A 21,449-nucleotide genomic window follows, 5' to 3' on the forward strand; every position below is an offset into this window, starting at 1 on the left:
GCGTCCCGCCGCACCCGAGTGGGCCCCGCACCGCCTGGGCCCCGGACCTTCGGGCCGTGTGCTCACCACGATCCGGGTGAGCGCACGGCCCTCCGGCCCTCAGGGCGTGGTGCCTCGGCCGCCGAGCGTGCGGACGGCCTCCACGATCAGGTCCCAGAACCCCTCCGTGTCGACCTCCATGCCGACCTCGACGTCGGCGGGCCGGCCCGTCACCCCGTGCAGGTCCACCAGGGTCGCGCCCCGCGTGTGCGTGCCGTTCAGCTCCACCGCCACCGCCGCCCGTACGACGGTGACCAGCGAGGGGTCGATCAGGTGGGCGACGGTGAGCGGGTCGTGGAGCGGGGGCGCGTCGAAGCCGAAGACCTCGCGGTAGGTCGTCGCGAAATAGGTGAGCAGGTCGACGCAGAGTGCGCTCAGGGGCGTGCCCAGCTCCGCGATCCGGGCCACGACCTCGGGGGTGGCCCGCGCCTGGTGGGTCGCGTTGAGGCCGAACATGGTCACCGGCACGCCGCTGCGGAAGACGATGTCCGCCGCCTCCGGGTCGCACAGGATGTTGAACTCGGCCGCGGGTGTGGTGTTGCCGCGGTCGGTGGAGCCGCCCATGAGGACGATCCGCTCGATCCGCCCGGCGAGTTCGGGGTGGGCGAGCAGGAGGACGGCGATGTTCGTGAGCGGCCCGGTCGGCACGAGCGTGACCGGCTCCGGCCGGGCGAGCAGGACGTCCCGGACCAGGGTGACGGCGTCGCGCGGGTCCAGTGGCACGTCCGGCTCGCCCTGCGCGAAACCGGGGCCGTCCAGGCCGGAGTCGCCGTGGATGTCCTCGGCGATCCGGCGCGGTCCGTGCAGCGGACGGTCGCGGCCCGCGGCGATCGGCACGCCCCGGACACCGGCCGCGGCACAGACCCGGCGGGCGTTGAGCGTGGTCTTCTCCAGCGTCTGGTTGCCCGCGACGGTGGTGATCGCGAGCAGGTCGATCGCGGGGTGCGCGGCGGCCAGCAGGATGTTGAAGGCGTCGTCGTGACCGGGATCGCAGTCGAGAATCACAGGGACCGGCATGGGCTCACCGTCCCACATGCGACCCGGTGGGCGCCCGCGGCTACGCCGGTGTCCCGCCGTCCGTGAGGGCCGGGCGGCGGGCGTAGGTGAAGAGGTGGTCCTCGGGGGCCGCGCGGTCGTCGTCCGGGGCGAAGACCGACAGGGCGTGGTGGAGCACGTCGAGGCCGCACTCCTCCCGCTGGAGGCGCAGGTACTCGTCCACGGAGAAGCTGGAGACCCTGACCGTCCGCTCCATCCAGACGATCTCGACGTCCTCCACGTCCGCGGGCACGGTCGCCGTCACCAGGAAGCCTCCCGGAGCGAGCCAGCCGGCCATGCGCCGGAGGGTGGCGGCCGCCTCCGCCCGGCTCATCATCATCAGTGGGAAGAAGGCGCAGACCGCGTCGAAGCCGCCCTCGGGCGCGTCGAAGGCGCGTACGTCGCACTGGACGAAGCGGGCTTCGGGCACCCGGGCGCTCGCGAGGGCGACCATCTCGCCGGAGACGTCGATGCCGGTCACGTCGCAGCCGGCGCCCGCCAGGAGCTCGGCCACCGGGCGTCCGGTGCCGCTGCCGACGTCGAGGACCCGGGCCCCGGGGGCCAGTCGGGCGGTGAGCCACTCGACCGCCGCGAGCTGGGCCGGCAGCCGGACGAAGGCGTGCTCGTACTCGATGCCCAGACCGTCGAAGAGTTCCGCCGCCGACATCGACCGCCCCGCGGTGCCGTCGTGTTCCATTCCGTGTCCCTTCCGTCGTCGGGTGCGTACGTGGGGTTCGTACCACGGGCGCACCGGGCCGGCGGGGACTTTCCGGCAACGCGTGACGGGCCGCGGGTGCCACCGGGAGCGGCGCGCCGCCGGCCGCGGGTCAGGACAGGGTGGCGAGCAGGCCGATCTCCGGGGCCAGTACGCCGGGTTGGGCGAGCGCGCGGAAGTCCGGCTCGACCGCGGCGAGGCCGAGGGCCCCGGACCGGACGGCGTGGTAGCGGACCATCGTCCAGACGAAGACGTCGAGGCTGTCGAACCGCGTGTGCGCTTCCAGGACCTCCTCCTCGTGGAACCACACCGCGACCTGGCCGTCGGTGAGCACGACGAAGTAGTTGCCCCCGCCGTCGGCGCCGACGGACCACACGTCGTCGTCCGAGAGCTCCGTCTCGTAGTCGGAGTGGAGGACGCGGCACCCGTTGGCGGCGAAGTCGAAGGCGTACGACCAGTCCTCGATGCCGAGGAGCGCCGGCAAGGTTCCCGCGCGGACGCGGCGGTCGAAGGCGGCCAGCGCGACCGCGGCGTCCTTCGGGAGACGGGCCAGGAAGGGGTCGACCGGGCGGACGTCGTCCGGGATGCCGGCCCTCGGCGCGTCGGGGAACCAGCGCGCCACGTCGGCGTCCAGGTCGCGCTCCACGTACCCGTCCAGCTGATCAGCGGTGAGTGCCATGCGGCGAGGCTAGCGGAGGCCGTACGGACGGGCCGCGGCGGAGGCGGCGTCGGTTCCCGCCGTGCTCCGGGGCGCGCCGGCCGGAACTCCCGAAGGCTCCTCGACGGAACACGGTGACGGCGTTTCGACGCAATACCTGGCGTCTTTCTCTTTTCCCGCGGGAAAACCGTCGGCCCGTCCTTCGATGCGCGGGTGAATCCACGACGACTCGTCCCGGTGATATCCCGGGATTGCGCGGGTCCCGGATATCGGCCTGGTGATTCCCGGCGCGCCGGACTCTCCGGCACCCATCCCCCTCCGGGCGATCCCTCGCACGTTTGTCCGCGGTGCGCCGTGGAAGAAGTGAATCCGACGACCGGCCGGGGCGCGGCCGGGGCGGCACGGCCTTCGCGGCACCACGACCCGAACAGGAGCCCCTCGTTGCGCTTCTACGCCCAGACCTCCGCACGGCGGAACCTCCAGGTGCTCGTGGACCTGATCGCCGTGGCCCTGATCGCCGCCATCGTGTGGGCGGCGCTCCTCGTGCACGAGACGATCATGCTGCTGGCCGAACCGGGGCGGAAGGTGGAGAGCGCCGGCGACAGCCTCGCCGAGGAGCTGGGCAACGCGGGCGACGCCGCGTCGGACGTGCCGCTCGTCGGCGGGGTCCTGAAGAAGCCGCTGGAGGCCGCGGCCGACGCCGGCTCCGGGTTCGCCGACGCGGGGGTGTCGCTCCAGGAGACCGTCAGCCAGGTCGCGAACGTGACCACGGCCGTCCTCATCGTCGTCCCGGTCCTCTTCGTCCTGCTGCTGTGGCTGCCGCCACGCCTGCTCTGGATCCGCCGCAGCGCGACCCTGCGCCGTCTCGCCGAGGCCCCGGGAGGCGCCGACCTGCTCGCCCTGCGCGCCCTCACCGGCCCTCCGCGCGCGCTGGCGGGACTGGCGGCGCCGCCCGGCGGATGGGCCGACGCCTGGCGTCGGGGAGAGCCGCGGGCGATCGCCGACCTCAGCGCGCTCGCGCTCAGACGCGCCGGCCTGCGCCCCTGAGGCGCACGGGACCCCGGACCCGTGCGCGGTCCGGGCCGCGGGCTGGACGGGCGTCGTAGCCTGGGGGGAACCGCCGCCGTATTCCTCGGCGCGGCAGGGACACCTGGAGGGGAGGACCGCATGGACAAGGAGATCTGGCTCACCGTGGCCGTCGTACTCGTGGTCGCGGTGGCGGTCTGTGCGGCCGTTCTGCTGGTGCGGGTCTTCCGTGCGCGCAAGCTGCTGGTCGACGCGGGCATCCCCTTGCAGTCCAAGGCCCTGTTCTGGGCGGCGGTGGTCTACACGGTCTCGCCGATCGACCTGATCCCCGACCCGGTCTACCTGGACGACGTGGGCGTCCTGCTGATCGCCCTGCGCGTGCTGCACTCCGCGGCCGCCGGGCGGGCGACGCGGCCCGAGAGGCTTCCCGAGGGCCCGGACGCCTGACCGCGCGGTCCGGCGCGGGTGCCGCCCTCCGGGTGAGCGTGCGGACGGCCGACGTCCATGCTCCGTTCCGTAGTCGTCATGGACGGCGTGGAGAGTTCTACGCGTGTGGAGCTCTCGACTTCTCCAGCGGAACGCACCATCGGGAATGGCCGCGGTTGGATCTATGCCCACACCTTTTCGCGAAGGGGCGAAATACCCACGGACCCGGGAGAGAATTCCGGACGCACTGTCCGAAATAATCATGAGGAATGCTCCGTGCGACCAAGACTCTCCGGTATATCCGCCTCCGTGGCCGCATGCGGACTGCTCGGCTCACTCGTCACCGCCTGCGGTGCGCCCGACGAGGGCGGAACGACACTGCGCCTGGTCGCCCCCGAGTACGGCAGCGGCCCGGCGACCGGCTCCAAGGCGTACTGGGACAAGCTGACGGCGGCCTTCACGGCCGCGCACCCCGGCACGAAGGTCGAGGTGACCCTCTACCCGTGGGCCGACGTCGACCGCGAGGTCACCCGCATGGTCGGGGAGGACGACGCCCCCGACGTCGCCCTGATGGGGGCCTACTCCGACTTCGCCGCGCAGGGCCGCCTCTACTCCGCCGACGAGCTCCTGTCGGTCAGGGCCGAGGCGAACTTCCTGCCGCCGCTCGTGAAGGCAGGCTCGGTGGACAACGCCCTGTACGGCCTGCCCTTCGTGGCCAGCAGCCGGCTGCTCTTCTACAACCAGGAGCTGTTCGACAAGGCCGGGGCGAAGCCGCCGAAGACCTGGTCGGAGCTGAAGGAGGCGGCCGAGGCCCTGAAGAAGGAGGGGGTGCTCTACCCCTACGCCCTGCCGCTCGGCCCCGAGGAGGCCCACGCCGAGGCCCTCATCTGGGAGCTCAGCAACGGCGGCGGGTACACCGACATCAGCGGCAACTACAGCATCGCGTCGGAGCAGAACACCCGCACCTTCCGCTGGATCCGGGACAACCTGGTCGCCCCGGCCCTCACCGGCCCGGTCCCGCCCGCCGAGCTCGACCGCCAGGACGCCTTCGCCGCCTTCCTGCGCGGCGACGTCGGCATGGTCAACGGCTACCCCTCGCTCCTCCACGAGGCGCGGGCGAAGGGCATGAAGGTCGGCACCCTGAGCATGCCCGTGTCGGACACCCTCGGCGACGGCAGGAACACGCCCTCCGCAGGCGTCGCCGACTGGATGATGGCCTTCAGGCACGACGGAAACCGCGAACCCGTCGGCGAATTCCTGGACTTCGTCTACCAGGACAAGAACCTCAACGAGTTCGCGGGCCGCTACCACCTGCTGCCCTCGACGGTCTCCGCCACCATGGCCTCCCGCACCTCCGCGGTCGACCCGAGCACCGAGCAGTTCCTCACCGCCCTGCGCGGCGCCGAGCTCTACCCGGTCAACGAGCCCTCGTGGCTCCAGGTCAGCAACACCATCAAGCGCAACATCGGCAAGGCCGTCGCCCCCTCCGCCGACCCGAAGGCCGTGCTGGAGGACATCGCCGAGCAGGCGCGCAACGCGCAGCGCGAGTAACCGGCGGCGGCGACGCCGACCCGACCGGGGAAGGGGAGCCCCGGTCAGTCGCGCAGGGAGAGCTCGGCGACGACGTGGGTGCCGCCGGGCAGGACGTGGACGGTGCAGCGGAGCGCGTACGCCTCGACGATGTCCAGGCCGCGGCCGCCGCAGGCGAACTCGCCGCGGCCGCGGGGGCGGGGAAGCCAGCGCCCGTTGTCCTTGACCTCGACGGCCAGTGTCGACACGTCGACCGAGAGCAGCAGGGCGACGTCCATGCCGCCGCTGTGCCGGACGGCGTTGCCGACGAGCTCGCTGACGACGAGCCGCAGGGTGTCGTCGATACCGGTGGGCAGGTCCCAGCGGGCCGCCACTCCGCGGGCGAACCGCCGCAGGGCCGGCACCGAGGCGGCGGTCGCGGCCGTCAGGCATCCTGCGGTCCGCCGCTCGGTGCCCGGCGGGCCCGGTCGCTCCCAGGGAGCGCCGGGCCGGTCCTCGGCGAGGAGGACCGGTCGGAGGTGCGGGACGGTGGTCGGCATCGGGTCTCCCGAGACGGCGGGTGGTTTCCCCCGCTCTCCACGATCGGCGCCGGGCCCCCGGGAAACAATCCGGGTCGGCCGCTTTAGGGGTACCCAAGCCGGGGTCGTCGCCCCGGGGGCCGTCCGGAGGACAGGGCCCCGCCCCGTGGCCCGGACACCTCTAGGTGTCGGACTCCCCCAGGGCCTCGGCGACGGCCTTGCGGGTGGTGCGCAGCTTGCGCAGGACGCTGGCGACGTGGTTCTCGACGGTCCGTGTCGAGAGGTACAGGGTGTCCGCGATGGCCTGGTTGGTGGCGCCGTCCGCGAGGAGCTCCGCCACCTGCCGTTCACGGGGCGAGAGCCGGTCCCCGTAGCCGCGGCGGCCCGGGGTGGCGGGGCGTCCGAGGCCCAGGTCCCGGGTGAGCCGCCCGCAGCGGGAGACGTCGGCCTGTGCGCCGAGGGCGGTGTACGTGCCCACTGCCGCGGCCACGAGCGCCGCGGCCTCGTCGGGGGTGCCGGCGAGGGCCAGGGCGCCGCCCTGGCGTTCGGCGGCGCGGGCCGCCTCGTAGGGACGCCCGATGTCCAGCCAGCCGCGCCGGGCGGCCGCGAAGTCCTCCGCCGCGCCGGCGGGGTCGGCGTCGAGGGCGAGCAGACCGCGGGCGACACGGAGCTCAGCCCCCGCGGCCGGTGCCTCCCGGCCGAGGAGTCCTGCGTGCGCCTCCTCGACGAGCTGCCGGGCCGAGGCGCGGTCCTCGCGGGCGAGCGCGGTCTCGACGGCCAGCGGGACCAGTCCGGTGGCCTTGGTCCACGCCCGGGCGCGGCGCAGGACGGCGAGCGCGGGTTCGGCCGCGGCCCATGCCTCCTGGGTGGCGCCCTGGGCGAGGAGGACGGACATGAGGCCGGCGGTGCCGCGCAGCTGGGTGCTGATGGCGATCTGGCGCGCGCCGTGCCGGACGGCCTCGGCGAAGCGGTCGCGTGCCAGGTCGCCCCGGCCTCGTGCGGCCGCGATCGTGCCGACGGCGAGCAGACGCTCCGTGAGGGGCACGCCGATGTCCGGGTAGGCGCTGACCAGGGCGTCGAAGCGGCCCTCCAGGCCGTCCCAGCGGCCGCCGAGGGTGTCCAGGGCCAGGGCGAGGACGCGTCCGTAGCACTCGACGACCACCGCTCCGGCGCGGCGGCCCTGCTCGCGGCTCTCGGCGACGAGGGTGGCGGCGCGGGTGTCCTGCCCGAGGGCGATGGCCGCCTCGGCGACGTTGTGGAGGGCGCGGGCGGTCTGCCAGGTGGCGGCCGGGGAGTCGGCCTCGCGGGGCAGCCGGTCGACGAGGTCCCAGACACCGCCGTCGCCCTGCCAGCTGAGCAGGGTCAGCCGCGTGGCCTCGTAGGCGGCCCGGAGCGCCTCGTCCCCGCTGCCGTCGAGGGTCTGCCGGGCGCGGTCCATCCAGCGTGCCGACCGGTCGGGTCCGGCACGCTCGTCGAGGGCGAGGGCGAGCATGGCCCGGCCGGCCGTGACGGGGCGCTCGGAGAGCTCGTCGACGGCGCGTTCGAGCTCGTGCACCCAGGACGGGGAGTCGGCCTCGTTGAGCAGGAGCAGGCCGAGTCCGAGGCGGATCTCGCCGCGGAGCGCCGTCGGCAGGTGGGGGTCCTCGACCAGGCGGCGCAGCAGCCGTGCGCCGGCGGCGAAGTCGACCCCGTTGTACGCGATCCGCGCGAGTGCGGTGGCCGCCCGGGAGCGCCGTTCCGTGTCGAGTGCGGGCTCGTCGAGGATCCGGTGGAGCAGCACGGCGGCGGTGCCCCGGTCCCCGACGGCGGCGGCCTGGTCGGCGGCCTCCTCGGCCCGTCGGAGCCATGCGGCGCGGTCGCCGAGCGCCAGGGTGTGGTGGGCGATCTGCACGAGCGGGGCGGGCGTCAGGTCCTGGAGGGCGGCGACGGCCGACCGGTGCAGCCGGGTGCGCCGGGGCGCGGGGACGTGGCGGTAGGCGACCTGCTGGGCCAGTACGTGCCGGAAGGCGTACCGGTGGTCCTCCGTCTCGTGCAGGAGCGAGCTGCGGAGGGCCTCGACCAGGCCGTCGGTGCCGGCCTCGGGGTCCAGGCCGGCGACCGCGGCGAGCAGCGCCTCGTCGGAGGGGACGGCGAGCACGGCCGCGGCGTCGACGATCGCGGCGCCGGCGGGCGAGAGGCCGGCCAGCCGTTCGGTGACCGCCTCGCGCAGTCCCTTCGGGACGTCGGTGTCCCGGAGGCGGTGGACGGCTTCCCGCTGGTCGGCCGTGCCGCCCTGTTCGGCGAGGGTGAGCAGGTCCTCCTCGGCGACCAGCGGCAGGCCCTCGCTGCGTGCGTACAGGGCGCTGGCGAGCGCGGGCGTGGCGTCCGGGCCGAGGGCGGCGGCGGCCAGTTCGCCGACCTCGTCCGCCGTGAGGGGGCCGAGTCGGATGACCGCGCCGCCGGCGCCTGCCGGGTGGCGGTAGGCGGCGCCGAGCACGGAGGTGTCCGGGCGCAGGTCCTCGGCGCGGTAGGTGAGGACGAGGGTGAGGCCGTCCGGCGGGTCGCGGGCGAGCAGGAGGAGCAGGTCGCGGGTGGCCTCGTCGACCCAGTGGAGGTCCTCGACGATCAGGACGGTGGGGCCGAGGGCGGCGAGGAGCGCGCGGACGCCGTGCAGGAGCCGGAGCCGTTCGGCCTGCTCTCCGCCGGTCTCCTCGGGGGCCGGCGGGAGCCGGTCGGCGAGGCCCGGCAGGAGTCTGGCCAGGGCGCCGGCGGCGTCGGGCAGGCCGTCCTCCGGCAGCCAGGGTCCCGCCTTGGTCAGCGCGTCGGACACCGGTCCGTAGGGAAAGGGCTCCCGCAGGGGCTGGCAGAAGCCGGTGAGCACGGGCCGGTGCTCGGCGCGCAGCGCGGCGGTGACCTCGCCGACGAGGCGGGACTTGCCGATCCCGGCCTCGCCCTCGATGAGCACCACGGCGGGCGGCTGTCGTACGGCGGTCATGAGCAGGGCCAGCTCGCGGTGGCGCCCCACGTAACGGAACGTGCCCACCGGTGTGGCCGCTCCACGGCCCAGTGACCCCGCCACGTGCTCACCCACCTCGCCGCCGGAAGCCCCGGCTCTTCCAGCCTAAGCGGGGGCGTTCCGGCGGACGACCGGACGCGGTCCGGTCAGGCCAGCACCCGCAGGGCGGAGGGCCGGACGCGGAGGGTCACCGGCAGGGCCGCGTCGACCTCGCCGTCGGCGCCGTACGGCAGGGACCGGTCGGCCTCGATGCGGATCTCCTTGCCGCGCAGGATCTCGACCTGGGGACGGGCCAGGTGGGCGCCCGTCTTCAGCTCGTTCATCATGGCGAAGAAGAGCCGCTTGGGCGCTTCGTTGATGACCACGACGTCGAGCAGTCCGTCGTCGACGCGGGCGTCCGGGGCGACCTTCCTGCCGAATCCGTAGAAGCCTGAGTTGGCCGCGACGACCGTGTAGCCGGTGCGTTCGTGCGTCTCCCCGTCGATCGTGATCCGGTACGCGGCCGGCTTCCAGGCGAGGACCGCCCGGAGGCCGCCGGCGTAGTAGGAGGCGGCGCCCCGCAGCAGCCGGGTGGTGTTGGCGTGGTGGTTGGCCACCGCGTCGACGCCGGCGTACACACTGCCCAGGACGCACACGCGTGCGTGGACGGCCGACTCCACCTCGATGGTGTCGACAGCCCGGGGTGCGCCGTCGAGGAGGATCGGGGCGAGCCGGGCCGCGTCGGTGGGGAGCCCCAGGGCGCGCGCGAAGTCGTTGCCGCGGCCCGCGGGGACCAGGCCCAGCACCGTGTCCGTACCGCTGAGGGCGCCGCCGACGCAGCCGGCCATGCCGTCGCCGCCGACGGCGAGCACGACGCGCCCCTCCTCCCCGGCCGCCCGCGCGAGCTCGCGGGCGTGCTCCAGGCTGCGGCTGTAGACGGTGTCGAGGCCGGCGCCGGCCTCCCGCAGCAGCCGGGCCAGCGGGAGCAGGCCCGCCGTACCGCTGGAACCCCCAGCGGTGGGGTTGACGACGGCGGTGAACTGTCGCATGGGTCTGGCCTCCGGGCGGCAGAAGGGGTTCAGCGGACGGGGATGAGGACTCCGGGGCTGAGCACGCCGGACGGGTCGACCTCGGCCTTGACGGCCTGCAGCATACGGATGCCGAGGGGGCCGATCTCGCGGGCGTACCAGTCGCGGTGGTCGGTGCCGACTCCGTGGTGGTGGCTGATGGTGCCGCCGGCCGCCAGGATCGCGTCGTTGGCCGCCCGCTTCACCGGCTCCCAGTGGGCGACGGCGTCCTCGCCCTGCGCGGAGACGACGGTGAAGTAGAGCGAGGCACCGTTCTCGTACGTGTGGGAGATGTGGCACATGACGAGGGGCGGGGTGCCGGCCTCGGTGAGGGTGGTCGTGAGCGCGTCGCGCACCGCCGCGTAGAGCCCGGGGATCGCGGACCAGAAGGCGGCCGTCTCCAGCGTCTCGGCGAAGGCGCCGGCGTCGAGGAGGGCGTCGCGCAGGTAGGGGGCGTTGTACCGGCCGTGCTCCCAGCGGTCGCCGGGCTCCTCGCCGATGTACTCGCCGTCGCAGGCCAGGAGGACCTCGCGGGCGGCGGCGCGGCGGGCGGCCGTGTCGTCCTCGGTGCCCTCGAACCCGACGATCGCCATGCAGCCGGGGTTCTGCGGGACCTCGGCGCTGCCGATGGCGTCCGGCTGCGCGAGGCCGATGAAGGTCTCCGACTCGTCGGACAGCCGCAGCACCGTGGGGCGCGGGCCGTCCTGGGCGAGGCGGCGCAGCGCCGCGGTGCCCGCCTCGAAGGAGGCGAAGCGCCACCCCTCGTAGATCCGCCGGGTCGGCAGCGGACGGATGCGCACGGTCACGGCCGTGATCACGCCGAGGGCACCCTCGGAGCCCAGGACGAGCTGGCGCAGGTCGGGGCCGGCCGCCGAGCGGGGGGCCCGGCCGGTCTCCAGGGTGCCTTCGGGGGTGGCGACGGTCAGGCCGAGGACCATCTCGTCGAAGCGGCCGTATCCGGCGGACGCCTGGCCGCTGGAGCGGGCCGCGGCGAAGCCTCCGACGGACGCCCACTCGAAGGACTGGGGGAAGTGCCCCAGGGTGTAGCCCCGTTCGTTGAGCAGTGCCTCGCACTGCGGGCCGCGCAGTCCGGGCTGGAGGGTCGCGGTGCGCGAGACCTCGTCGACGGCCAGGAGTCCGTCGAGGCGGCGCAGGTCGAGGGCGACGAACGGCCTCTTCGTGGTGGGCGCGAGGCCGCCGACGACGGAGGTGCCGCCGCCGAAGGGGACGGCGGTGACGCCGTGGTCGGCGCAGGCGCGCAGGACGGCGAGGACCTCGTCGTGGCCGCCGGGGAGCACGACGGCGGCCGGGATGTCGTCGACCTCGCCGGCGCGGATGCGCAGGAGGTCGGGGGTCGACTTGCCCCGGGTGTGCCGGACGCGGCTCTCGGCGTCGTCGCGCAGGCCGTCGGGTGCGGCGACGGCGGCGGCGAGCGCGGCGCGGGCCTCGTCGGTGAGTCCCGGGGCGGGGAGTTCGATGTCCGCGAGTGCGGCGGGGCCGCTCTCGCGGGGGGTGACGCCGAGCAGGTCCCGCAGCAGGCCGGTGACCGAGTCGGGCAGCGGTGCCGCCTTGGCCGGGTCGCCCCAGCCGCTCCACAACATGTCCACTTCGAAAGGGTTCCTCACGGTCTGTTTCACGGACGCGCTGCCACTGGGCCCGCGCTGGCATTACACTGTGACAGATGACGCCCATTCGTCACAACCATGCGGACACAGATCCCGTCCTCGACGCCGCCCGCGACTGCGTGCTCGCCGTCGGCGTACGGCGCACCACCCTCACCGACGTCGCCCGGCGCGCCGGCGTGTCCCGGATGACGCTGTACCGGCGCTGGCCCGACGTGCGCAGCCTCGTCGGCGACCTGATGACCCGCGAGTGGATCGCCGTCGCCGCCGGCGCCATGCCGCCCGGCGACGACGACCGCCCCGAACGGGAACGGATCGTCGAGGGACTCGTCTCCGGAGCGGCGGCGTTCCGCGCCCACCCGCTCTTCCACAAGATCCTCGACGTGGACCCCGAGCTGCTGCTGCCGTACGTCCTCGACCGCCGGGGCGCCAGCCAGGACGCCCTGCTCGGACTCCTCCACTCGGCGCTCGAGGACGGCCACGAGGACGGCTCCGTACGCCGGGTACGGCCGGACCTCCAGGCCCGGTCCCTGCTGCTCGTCGTCCAGTCCTTCACGCTCTCGCTGCGCACCATGACCGACGAGACCGATCCCGAACTGAGCGAAGCCGCCTTCCTCGGCGAGCTGCGCACCCTGCTGGAGAGGACGCTCACGCCATGACCCCCACGAGCAGCACCGCCCTGCCCGGCTCCTCACTCGACGCCGAGCGGCGCCGACGCGAACTCGGCCGGCTCGCCGACGGCGAGACCGTCGACGTCCTCGTCGTCGGGCTCGGCGCCACCGGGGCCGGAGCCGCGCTCGACGCGGCCACCCGCGGGCTCACCGTCGCCGCGATCGACGCCCACGACCTCGCGTTCGGCACCTCCCGCTGGAGCTCCAAGCTCATCCACGGCGGACTGCGCTACCTCGCCTCCGGACAGCTCGACGTCGCCCACGAGAGCGCCGTCGAACGCGGCATCCTGATGGAGCGCACCGCCCCGCACCTCGTGCGCGCCCAGCCCTTCGTCCTCCCCCTCACCCCGCTCGTCAGCCGCGGCCAGGCCGCGCTGGCCCGCTCCGGCTTCCTCGCCGGCGACCTGCTGCGCGTCTCCGCCCGCACCTCGCGCCGCACCCTCCCCCGGCCCCGCACCCTCTCCGCCGTCGAGACCCGGCACCTCGCCCCGGCCCTGCGCCCCACCGGACTGCGCGGCGGACTCCTCTCCTGGGACGGCCAGCTCTCCGACGACGCCCGCCTGGTGACCGCGATCGCCCGCACCGCCGCCGCCCACGGCGCCCGTGTCCTCACCCGCACCCGCGCCGTCGCGCTGCACCGCGACGGCGCGACGGTCCGCGACGAGACCACCGGCGAGGAACTGCGCGTCCACGCCCGCACCGTGATCAACGCGACCGGTGTCTGGGCCGGCGGCCTCGTCGACGACATCCGTCTGCGGCCCTCGCGCGGCACCCACCTCGTCCTGCGCTCCGAGGACCTCGGCCGCCTCTCCGCCGGGCTGCACATCCCGATCCCCGGCGAGACCAACCGCTTCGTCCTCGTCCTGCCCCAGGGCGACGGACGCGTGTACGTGGGCCTCACCGACGAGCCCGTCGACGGCGACGTCCCCGACGTGCCGGACGTCCCCGAGACCGACATCGGGTTCCTCCTCGACGTCCTCGGCTCGGCGCTCGACGTCACCCTCCACCGGACCGACGTGGTCGGGGCCTTCGCCGGGCTCCGCCCCCTGCTGGACACCCGGGGCCCGGAGGACCGCACCGCCGACATCTCGCGCAGGCACGCGGTGCTCACCTCCCCCGACGGCGTCGTCACCGTCGTCGGCGGGAAGCTGACGACCTACCGCCGCATGGCCCAGGACGCCGTCGACGCCGCCGTGGCCGCGAGCGGCCTGACCGCCGGCCCGTGCCGCACCGCGTCCGTCCCCCTCGTCGGGGCCGCCCCCGCCCGGACCCTCGCCGGTCTCGACGTGCCGCCCCGCCTCGTCCACCGCTACGGGGCGGAGGCACCGGCCGTCCACGCCCTCGGGCTCGCGGACCCCGCCCTCGCCGAGCCCGTCGTCCCCGGCCATCCCGTCACCGGCGCCGAACTGCTGTGGGCCGTACGCCACGAGGGCGCGCTCGACACCTCCGACCTCCTCGACCGCCGCACCCGCATCGGGCTGGTCCCCGAGGACCGCACCGTCGCCGAGGAGGCCGCCCGGGAGGCCCTCGCGGCGGGTTGACACCGAATGGCGGGTCCTGCCGGGTCCTGGGATGATTTCCCCCGAACCCGGAGGACAGCCATGACTCCTGACCAGCACGAACCTCCGTCGGATGGCTCCCCGGAGCGCGAGGGTCCGGGGGCCGGGGACGCCTCGCCGGCCTCGCGGGATTCCCGCACCGGCGGGGGCGGGGAAGCCGATCCGCCCACTGCCGAGGACGGGGAAGCCGATCCGGCCGCCGCCAAGGACCGGGAAGCCGATCCGGCCGCCGCCGGGTCCGCCAAGCGCCGGTGGCACCTCCGCCTCACGCTTCCCGGGTGCTGGGGCGCGCTCCTCCTCGCCTGCCTCTCCTTCACCCCCTCCCTGCTGCCCCGGGGCGGCGTCCTCCAGGGGCTGATCTGCGGCATCAGCGCGGCCATCGGCTACGGCCTCGGCGTGGTCGCCGCCTTCGTGTGGCGCGCGTTCGCGGACCGTGACGCGCGGACCCCGTCGCACGGGTCGTGGCGGGTCCTGATCGTCTGCGCGATCGTGCTCTTCGGCCTGTCCTTCGGCTTCGGCCAGTACTGGCAGCACGAGATCCGCCGGCTCATGGGGGTCACCGACTACAACGTCGTCACCGCCGTCGCCTGCCCGTTCGTGGCCGCCCTGGTCTTCTGGCTCCTGTTGTCGGCGGGCCGGGGACTCCGGCGCCTGTACCACTGGTTCTCCCGGATCCTGCAACGCTGGATCGGCCCTCGCGCGGCACGCGTGGTCGGCTGGGTCGCGGTGGTGGCCCTCGCCTGGTCCGTGGTCAGCGGCGTGCTCCTGGCCGGCTTCGTGAACGCGACCAACGAGGCGTTCTCGCTGCGGGACAACGAGACCCCGGAGGGCGTGCACCAGCCCACGACCACCCTGCGCTCCGGCGGGCCCGGCTCGCTGGTGCCGTGGGACACCCTCGGCTACCAGGGCCGGGCCTTCACCGGCAGCGGCCCCACGGCCCGGGACATCGGCGCGTTCACCCACCGCCCGGCGCAGGAACCCGTCCGCGCCTACGCCGGACTCCAGACCGCCGACGACGCGGAGGCCCGCGCCGACCGGGCCGTCGCCGACCTCCGACGCGCCGGCGGCTTCGAGCGCGAGAACCTGCTCGTGATCACCACGACCGGAAGCGGCTGGGTCGACCCCGCCGCCGTGGACTCCTTCGAGTACCTCGGCGACGGCGACTCCGCCACCGTGGCGATGCAGTACTCCTACCTGCCGTCCTGGCTCTCCTACCTCGTCGACCAGTCCAAGGCCCGCGAGGCGGGCCGCGAGCTCTTCGACGCGGTCTACGACGTCTGGTCCAAGCTCCCCCAGGACCAGCGGCCGCGGCTCTTCGTCGCCGGCGAGAGCCTGGGGTCCTTCGGCGGCGAGACCGCCTTCAGCGGCGAGTACGACCTGCGCAACCGCACCGCCGGCACCCTGTTCGCCGGGCCGCCGAACTTCAACACCCTGTTCCGCGAGTTCAGCGACCACCGCGAGCCGGGCAGCCCGGAGATCGAACCCGTCTACCGCGACGGCCGGACCGTCCGCTTCACCGACGACCCGGCCGACGGGATCCCGCCGGCCGACCGGCCGTGGGACGGCACGCGGGTGCTGTACCTCATGCACCCCTCCGACCCGATCGTCTGGTGGAGCCCGTCGCTGGCGCTCTCCGAGCCCGACTGGATCGGCGAGGCACCCGGCAGCGACGTGCTGGAGGAGATGGTCTGGATCCCCTTCGTGACCTTCTGGCAGGTCACCGCCGACCTGCCGTTCTCCACCGGCGTGCCGGACGGCCACGGGCACACCTACAAGGCCGCCTACGTCGACGGCTGGAACGCCGTCATGCGGCCGTCGGGCTTCACCCCGCAGGATCTGGACCGGCTGCGGGACGTCATCCAGCCGGAGCAGTGAGGCCGGGCACTGTTCAGCGGAGCAGGAAGCCGGCGACGTAGCCGAGCGCGTTGACCGCCCAGTGCAGCCCCATCGGCGCGAGCAGGCTGTCGCTGCGGCGGCGCAGTTCGCAGAAGAGGACACCGGACGCCGCCGTGAAGAGCACGGCGCCCGCGACCGCGAGGAACGTGCCGAGCGCGGAGTCGCCGACGACCGAGCCCATGGCCGGCTTCGCCGTGGCCAGGTGCAGGGACGGCAGGACGTGCCACAGGCCGAACAGCACGCTGGACACCGCCGTCGCCCAGACCGTCCCCCGGGCCCTGCGCACCAGCCCGTACAGCACCCCGCGGAACGCGATCTCCTCCACCAGGACGGTGCCGACGGGCACCGCCACGAGGACGCGCAGCGCCAACTCTCCCCCGGTCATCCCGTCGTAGCGCCGGTCCTCGAACAGCGGCCGGGTGGCCGGCAGCAGCGCTCCGGCGAGGTAGACGAGGGCGACCAGCCCGATCAGGACCAGCGCCCAGCGGGTACCGCGGGCGAGCGTCCCCCGTGCCAGTCCCGCGTCCGCGAGGGTGCCGCCGGCCCAGCGGAGCACGGCGAGCAGCAGGGCGCCGACGGCGACGGCGGCCACCGGCCGGAGCACACCGTCCGCCCGTGCCAGGAGCACGTTGGCCCCGGCGAGGACGCCGACGACGAGGCCCACGGCCGGCCACGTGCCGATCGGCCGCCGCAACCGGCCCGGCGACGGGCCGTCGGCACGGCGTCGTCCCCTTACCGGGGGTCCGTCGCCGTCCGCCGGACAGGCCGGCCCGGCCGCGTCCGGGGTGCGGCGTCCGGCGTCCTCGGAGTCCCGGTGCATCGGTGTGTCATGAACGGTCGTTCTTGAACGAGTCCTTGATGCCCTCGGCGCGGTGGCGGATGCTCTGCACCTTCTGCCGGATCTTCACCTTCGCCTGGTCCGTCTTCCCCTCGGACTCCATGCGCTCGTGGCCGGTGAGCTTTCCGGTGATCTCCTTGAGCCTGGCCTTGGCCATGTCCAGGGTGTGGTTCCTGTCCATCGATCCTCCGCGGGGTCGGTCCCCCAGCTCCAAGGTAAGCGAGGCGGAAGCCGGGCGGCGGGCGCGGGAGGCGGTGGCCGGGCGATGGGCGCAGACTGATGTGGAAGTAACCGGCCGCCCGCATGCTCCCGCGCTCCGCGGGGGCGACCGGGAGGAGGAGAAATGGCCCCGTCACACGGCCCCACACCCCACGCCGCCCCGGCGTCCGAGCCCTACGGTTCCGACCCCGCTTCCCCGGCCGACCCCGCCGATCAGCTGGCCCGTCTCGGACGGTCGTGGGTCTGGCTCCTGTGCGCGGCGCTGGCGACGCTCGTCCCGGGCGTCCTGGCCCTGGTCTGGCCGGACGTGACCCTGCACGTCCTGGCGGTCCTCATCGGGCTGTACCTGCTGGTGACCGGCGCTTTCCGGTTCGTCGCGGTGTTCGGTCGCCGTGAGGCCGGGGAGCGGGTGCCCGGTCTGATCGTGGCCGTCCTGTGCGTCCTGGGCGGAGTGCTGTGTCTGCGGAACCCGCTGCAGACGATCGCCGCGCTCTCCCTCATCGTCGGCGCCGTCTGGCTGGTGTCCGGCATCTTCACCCTCTACACGGCCATCGCCACCAAGGACATGCCGCACCGCGGCATCGTGATGGCGGTCGCCGCGCTCGGCATCGTCGCGGGCATCGTCGTCCTGGCCCTGCCGACCGAGTCGGCCCGGACCCTGACCAGGCTGCTGGGCCTGTGGCTCATCCTCCTGGGTCTGGCGGAGACGGCGGTCGCCCTGGCGTGGCGGTCGGCCCTGCGCCGGGCGGGCATCACGGGCGGCGAGGCGTCCGGCCCGCCCGCCTGACGCCGCCACGCGGGCGCGTGAGGAACGCGCGACGCGCCCGGTCCCCCGCAGAACGGAGAAGACATGTACCTGGCCTACGACTATCCGCTGCTCGGCGCCTTCTGGACCATGTTCTGGTTCTTCCTGTGGGTGCTGTGGTTCATCCTGCTCTTCCGGATCATCACCGACATCTTCCGCGACAAGGAGATGAACGGATGGGGCAAGGCCGGATGGCTGGTCTTCGTCATCCTCCTGCCCTTCCTCGGCGTCCTCGTGTACGTGATCGCCCGGGGCAAGAACATGGGTCGCCGCGAGATCGCCCAGGCCCGTGAGCAGCAGCGGGAGTTCGACGCCTACATCCGCGAGACGGCGTCGGGCGACACCCGGCGCAGCCACGCCGAGGAGCTGACGAAGCTCTCCGAGCTCCGCTCCCGCGGGGAGATCACCGACGAGGAGTTCGCCCGGGCGAAGGCGCTGATCCTGAACGACGACCCGCCCTCGACGAGCTCCGGGCCCACCGGCACCACACCGCCGACCGCTGACCGCTGACCGCCGACCCCCGACCGTTCCCCACCACCCCCGGGCGCCGTCGGCGCCCGCCGATCCGAACGCAAAGCGAGGCATCGTCATGGCCGCCACGCACACCCCCCGTCCCGCGGACACCTCCAGACAGGCATGGGCCGGCGGACTCACCGTCTTCGCCGCCGTCATGCTCGGCATCACCGGCCTCGTCGGTATCTTCCGGGGCATCATGGCGATCGCCGAGGACGAGGTCTTCGTCTCGACGCCGAACTACGTCTTCAAGTTCGACCTGACCTCGTGGGGCTGGATCCACCTGGCCCTCGGTCTCGTCGCCGTCATCGTCAGCTTCGGTCTGTACCGCACGGCGACCTGGGCGCGGGTGGCGGGCGTGGTCATCGCCGCGGTCGTCATCATCGCGAACTTCCTGTCCATGCCGTACTACCCGGCCTGGTCGATCGTGATGATCGCCATGTCCGGATTCGTGATCTGGGCGCTGTGCGTGGTGCGGCGCGACGACGGCGCCCTCGCGTAGACCGTGCGGGGCGGGACGGGTCCGCCCGGACCGCCCGCACCGGGTGCAGCGCACGGCGTCCGGTGTTGGAATGACAAGGGGGTCCGGTTCCCTACTGCCAGAGGTGACGCTGTGAGCGAGGAATTCGCCGAGATGGGCCCCATCGACTACGTGGTCGTGGAGTTCACCGGCAACCGCATGACGGGCGAGGCTTTTCCGCTGCTGGTCGACCTGGTGGACCGGGGCATCATCCGGATCCTCGACCTCGTGTTCATCAGGAAGGACGAGGACGGCACGGTCTCCGGCCTGGAGATCACCGACTTCGACGGCGACGGCGAACTGGATCTCGCCGTCTTCGAGGGCGCGCGCTCCGGTCTGCTCGGGCAGGACGACATCGACGAGGCCGCCGTGGCCGTGGAGCCCGGCAACGCCGCCGGTCTGCTCGTCTACGAGAACGTGTGGGCCGGCCCGTTCGCGGCCGCCCTGCGACGCGGCGGCGCACAGCTGGTCGCCTCCGGCCGACTGCCCGTCCAGGCCGTGCTCGCCTCGCTCGAAGCGGTCGAGGCCGCGTCCTGACCGGTCGCCGGCCGAGCCGGCCGACCGGCCGCCCCCGTGTCGAACCCGTCCGCCGACCGCGTCGGTCTCCGGGCGGAGCACGAGAAAGGAACACCCGATGCCAGGTCTTCTCCGCGGAGTGGCCCGCACGGCCGTGGTCGCCGGCACGGCGACCGCCGTGTCCAACCGCGTGTCACGGCGCCAGGCAGGCCGCTGGGCCAACCAGCAGGCGGCCCAGGAGCCCGAGCCGCAGTACGCCCCGCCGCCTCCCGCACCCGCGGCCGCGCCGGCCGCGGACAGCATGGACAACAAGCTCGAACAGCTCAGGCAGCTGGGGGAGCTCAAGACCCAGGGCGTCTTGACCGACGCCGAGTTCGAGGAGCAGAAGCGCCGGCTGCTGGCCTGAGGCAGGTCCCGGCAGGACGGCGCGGGGCGCCGGTCCCGGTGCGGCGGTCGTCGCACCGGGACCGGCGCCCTTCCGGTGCGGTCAGCGCTTCCGGACGTGCAGGACGTGCGCGTCGAGGGGCAGCGGGCGGTGCCCGACGAGGACGAGGCCGGCCGTGTCGAACAGCGCCGCGTAGGCGCCGGCCCGGCGCTCGCGCCCGCCCGTGTTGCAGAGCATGTGCAGGTCCCACGCGGTCGCCAGGGACGGGGCGGCGTCGTCGGGCAGCAGCCGTTCGACGACGAGGAGGTCGGCGTGCGCGGGCATCGCGTCCGCGAGGTGCGCCAGGATCTCCCGGCACCGCTCGTCGTCCCAGTCGTGCAGCACGCGGGAGAGCAGGTACACGTCCCCGGCCCCGGGGACGTCGGCGAAGTCGCCGACCCGGTAGGAGCACCGCGCGCCGACCTCGGTGGCGGCGAGCCGGTCCCGGGCGGCGGCGACGACGTGCGGCCGTTCCAGGAGGACGCCGCGCAGCGCGGGGTGGGCGGCCAGGACGCGTTCGAGGAGTTCGCCGGTGCCGCCGGCGACGTCGACGACCGTGCGGGGGCCGGGTCCCGCCGCGGCCGCGGCGAGGACGGGATGGGCGGGCACGGGGTCGAACATCCGGGCGCCGGCCGCCATCGACCGGTCGAACGTCGCGGCCAGCGCGGGGTCGCGGGCGAAGTGGTCGAAGTGGTTCTCGCCGTGGAGGTGCTCGAAGCCGGGCTCGCCGGTCCGCACGGCGTGGGCCAGGTGGGCGAAGGAACGGTAGAACGGGCCTCCGTACATCAGTGCCAGGGGCCGCATCGAGCCGGCGGCGTCCTCGCGCAGCAGCAGCCCGGCGGGGGTGAGCCGGAAGCCGTCCCGGTCCTCGGTGACCACGTCCAGCATGGCGAGGTAGCGCAGCAGCGTCTCCAGCGCGTCCGGGCGCGCCCCGACCTCGGTCGCCAGCTGCCGGGCGGTGCGGGGCGTGTCCGGTCGGAGGGCCTCCGGCAGCCGCAGTTCGGCGCAGGTGGCGAGGGCCTGGGTGGTCCAGGCACCGGTGAGCAGCCGCAGGAGCGTTTCCGCGGCGAGGGCGTCCGAGGCCGCGCCGACCGCCGCGCCCGCGTCTGCTTCTGCGGTGGCGGTACCGTCGCGTCCGTCCTCCGCCGCGCGGTGGCCGGACGGCCGCTCGGCCAGGTGCTCGGCGAGCAGGTCCCGGTGGTCCCCGCTCGCGTACAGCTCCATGCGGCGGTACTCGGTCTTCGTCCCGGCGGGCGTGGCGAAGTAGAACACGGTGCCGTCCTCGTGCGGGTTGTACCCGCCGCCGTCGGCGACCGCCCCGTGCCGGGCGAGGCTCGCCCGCAGTCCCCGCAGGACCAGGGCGTCGGGCCGGTCCACGTCGAAGGCGAGGTGCGCCTCGTGCCCGTGCTCCCGCTCGTGCACGGCGAGCGCGGACAGCGGCGAGGCTGGCGGCACGGCGAGCGCGAACACCTCCACCGTGCGGTGCTCCCCGTCGGGACCCCGGACGGCGGGCCGGAGAATCCTTACGTCAAGATCGGCGGCGTCGAGTCCGTGGCGCGCGGCCAGCCGGTCGCGCACCACGACGCTCGGCCGGGACCCGGTGTCGTCGGGGAGCCCGCAGGCGGCGAGTGCGGACCGCGTCCCCGGCCGGTCGGCCGGGAAGACCAGCAGCGCGGCGTGGGAGAAGCGGCACCGGTCGGCCACCGCCCGCAGCTCGGGGCCGTCGAGGCCGGGGAGCACGCGGGACAGCAGGAGGGACGTCTCCTGCTCGCGGACGAACGCGGCCGTCGCGCGCAGGCGCCGGACGTCGTCGGGCGCGAGGCAGGTCGCCGCCGGTGCAGGGGTACTCATCAGGGGGATTCCTCGGGGAAAGGGCGG

21 protein-coding genes are annotated in these 21,449 nt (G+C 74.3%); 11 read left to right on the forward strand and 10 right to left on the reverse strand.

Translation table 11 applies throughout. From position 1 onward, the window contains the following. Positions 1-99 precede the first annotated feature (99 nt). The 3 genes from AB0424_RS03310 to AB0424_RS03320 form a co-directional block, all read right to left on the reverse strand. A complete protein-coding gene (locus AB0424_RS03310) occupies positions 100-1,056 on the reverse strand; it encodes a nucleoside hydrolase (protein ID WP_366301787.1) in 957 nt (318 codons plus the stop codon). Between the two features lie 40 nt (positions 1,057-1,096). Beyond that, positions 1,097-1,771 (reverse strand): methyltransferase domain-containing protein, encoded by a 675-nt coding sequence (locus AB0424_RS03315; protein ID WP_366301789.1) that lies wholly within the window; start codon positions 1,769-1,771, stop codon positions 1,097-1,099. 130 nt (positions 1,772-1,901) lie between these two features. Next, entirely contained in the window at positions 1,902-2,468 is a 567-nt protein-coding gene (locus AB0424_RS03320; RefSeq protein WP_366301790.1) for a hypothetical protein, read from the reverse strand. Between the two features lie 420 nt (positions 2,469-2,888). On the opposite strand from AB0424_RS03320, the gene AB0424_RS03325 reads away from it, so the two are divergent. The 3 genes from AB0424_RS03325 (at position 2,889) to AB0424_RS03335 (ending at position 5,450) form a co-directional block, all read left to right on the forward strand. After that, positions 2,889-3,494 (forward strand): hypothetical protein, encoded by a 606-nt coding sequence (locus AB0424_RS03325; protein WP_366301791.1) that lies wholly within the window; start codon positions 2,889-2,891, stop codon positions 3,492-3,494. Between the two features lie 120 nt (positions 3,495-3,614). Then, positions 3,615-3,920 carry a YkvA family protein gene (locus AB0424_RS03330; protein WP_366301792.1) on the forward strand — a complete coding sequence of 102 codons (306 nt, stop codon included), beginning with the start codon at positions 3,615-3,617 and terminating at the stop codon, positions 3,918-3,920. Positions 3,921-4,208: 288 nt separating this feature from the next. After that, positions 4,209-5,450, forward strand: coding sequence for an extracellular solute-binding protein (locus AB0424_RS03335; RefSeq protein WP_366301794.1), 1,242 nt, complete (start codon positions 4,209-4,211; stop codon positions 5,448-5,450). A 44-nt stretch (positions 5,451-5,494) separates the two neighbouring features. Here AB0424_RS03335 and AB0424_RS03340 read toward each other — a convergent pair whose 3' ends face one another. The 4 genes from AB0424_RS03340 to AB0424_RS03355 form a co-directional block, all read right to left on the reverse strand. Further along, positions 5,495-5,968: an ATP-binding protein gene (locus AB0424_RS03340; RefSeq protein WP_366301795.1), complete on the reverse strand. Its 474-nt coding sequence runs from the start codon at positions 5,966-5,968 to the stop codon at positions 5,495-5,497. Positions 5,969-6,128: 160 nt separating this feature from the next. Then, a complete protein-coding gene (locus tag AB0424_RS03345; RefSeq protein WP_366301797.1) occupies positions 6,129-8,969 on the reverse strand; it encodes an AAA family ATPase in 2,841 nt (946 codons plus the stop codon). A 119-nt stretch (positions 8,970-9,088) separates the two neighbouring features. Continuing rightward, positions 9,089-9,970, reverse strand: coding sequence for a YegS/Rv2252/BmrU family lipid kinase (locus tag AB0424_RS03350; RefSeq protein ID WP_366301798.1), 882 nt, complete (start codon positions 9,968-9,970; stop codon positions 9,089-9,091). Between the two features lie 29 nt (positions 9,971-9,999). Then, positions 10,000-11,595, reverse strand: coding sequence for an FAD-binding oxidoreductase (locus AB0424_RS03355; RefSeq protein ID WP_366301799.1), 1,596 nt, complete (start codon positions 11,593-11,595; stop codon positions 10,000-10,002). Positions 11,596-11,669: 74 nt separating this feature from the next. Between AB0424_RS03355 and AB0424_RS03360 the strand changes: the two genes are divergently transcribed. From AB0424_RS03360 to AB0424_RS03370, 3 genes are read left to right on the forward strand one after another with little or no spacing between them, the layout of a single operon-like run. Next, a complete protein-coding gene (locus AB0424_RS03360) occupies positions 11,670-12,269 on the forward strand; it encodes a TetR/AcrR family transcriptional regulator (protein ID WP_366301800.1) in 600 nt (199 codons plus the stop codon). Continuing rightward, positions 12,266-13,822 carry a glycerol-3-phosphate dehydrogenase/oxidase gene (locus tag AB0424_RS03365; protein ID WP_366301802.1) on the forward strand — a complete coding sequence of 519 codons (1,557 nt, stop codon included), beginning with the start codon at positions 12,266-12,268 and terminating at the stop codon, positions 13,820-13,822. The genes AB0424_RS03360 and AB0424_RS03365 overlap by 4 nt, the downstream gene beginning before the upstream one ends. A gap of 60 nt (positions 13,823-13,882) precedes the next feature. After that, positions 13,883-15,715, forward strand: a complete 1,833-nt coding sequence (locus tag AB0424_RS03370; protein ID WP_366301804.1) for an alpha/beta-hydrolase family protein — start codon at positions 13,883-13,885, stop codon at positions 15,713-15,715. 13 nt (positions 15,716-15,728) lie between these two features. Here AB0424_RS03370 and AB0424_RS03375 read toward each other — a convergent pair whose 3' ends face one another. Further along, entirely contained in the window at positions 15,729-16,556 is an 828-nt protein-coding gene (locus AB0424_RS03375; RefSeq protein ID WP_366301805.1) for a CPBP family intramembrane glutamic endopeptidase, read from the reverse strand. Between the two features lie 7 nt (positions 16,557-16,563). Next, positions 16,564-16,755 carry a CsbD family protein gene (locus AB0424_RS03380; protein WP_366301807.1) on the reverse strand — a complete coding sequence of 64 codons (192 nt, stop codon included), beginning with the start codon at positions 16,753-16,755 and terminating at the stop codon, positions 16,564-16,566. 162 nt (positions 16,756-16,917) lie between these two features. Between AB0424_RS03380 and AB0424_RS03385 the strand changes: the two genes are divergently transcribed. From AB0424_RS03385 to AB0424_RS03405, 5 genes are all read left to right on the forward strand, one after another. Beyond that, positions 16,918-17,580: an HdeD family acid-resistance protein gene (locus AB0424_RS03385; RefSeq protein ID WP_366301808.1), complete on the forward strand. Its 663-nt coding sequence runs from the start codon at positions 16,918-16,920 to the stop codon at positions 17,578-17,580. Positions 17,581-17,643: 63 nt separating this feature from the next. Continuing rightward, on the forward strand, positions 17,644-18,108 hold the full coding sequence (locus tag AB0424_RS03390) for an SHOCT domain-containing protein (protein WP_366301809.1): 465 nt from the start codon (positions 17,644-17,646) through the stop codon (positions 18,106-18,108). Between the two features lie 79 nt (positions 18,109-18,187). After that, a complete protein-coding gene (locus AB0424_RS03395) occupies positions 18,188-18,613 on the forward strand; it encodes a hypothetical protein (protein WP_366301810.1) in 426 nt (141 codons plus the stop codon). A gap of 111 nt (positions 18,614-18,724) precedes the next feature. Then, entirely contained in the window at positions 18,725-19,168 is a 444-nt protein-coding gene (locus AB0424_RS03400; protein WP_366301811.1) for a DUF6325 family protein, read from the forward strand. A 97-nt stretch (positions 19,169-19,265) separates the two neighbouring features. After that, positions 19,266-19,553: an SHOCT domain-containing protein gene (locus AB0424_RS03405; RefSeq protein WP_366301812.1), complete on the forward strand. Its 288-nt coding sequence runs from the start codon at positions 19,266-19,268 to the stop codon at positions 19,551-19,553. An 81-nt stretch (positions 19,554-19,634) separates the two neighbouring features. Here the strand turns inward: AB0424_RS03405 and AB0424_RS03410 are convergent, their stop codons facing one another. Further along, positions 19,635-21,422, reverse strand: a complete 1,788-nt coding sequence (locus AB0424_RS03410; protein WP_366301813.1) for a methyltransferase — start codon at positions 21,420-21,422, stop codon at positions 19,635-19,637. Positions 21,423-21,449 lie beyond the last annotated feature (27 nt).

Source organism: Streptomyces sp. NPDC051180 (assembly GCF_040689545.1).
Lineage (GTDB): Bacteria > Actinomycetota > Actinomycetes > Streptomycetales > Streptomycetaceae > Streptomyces.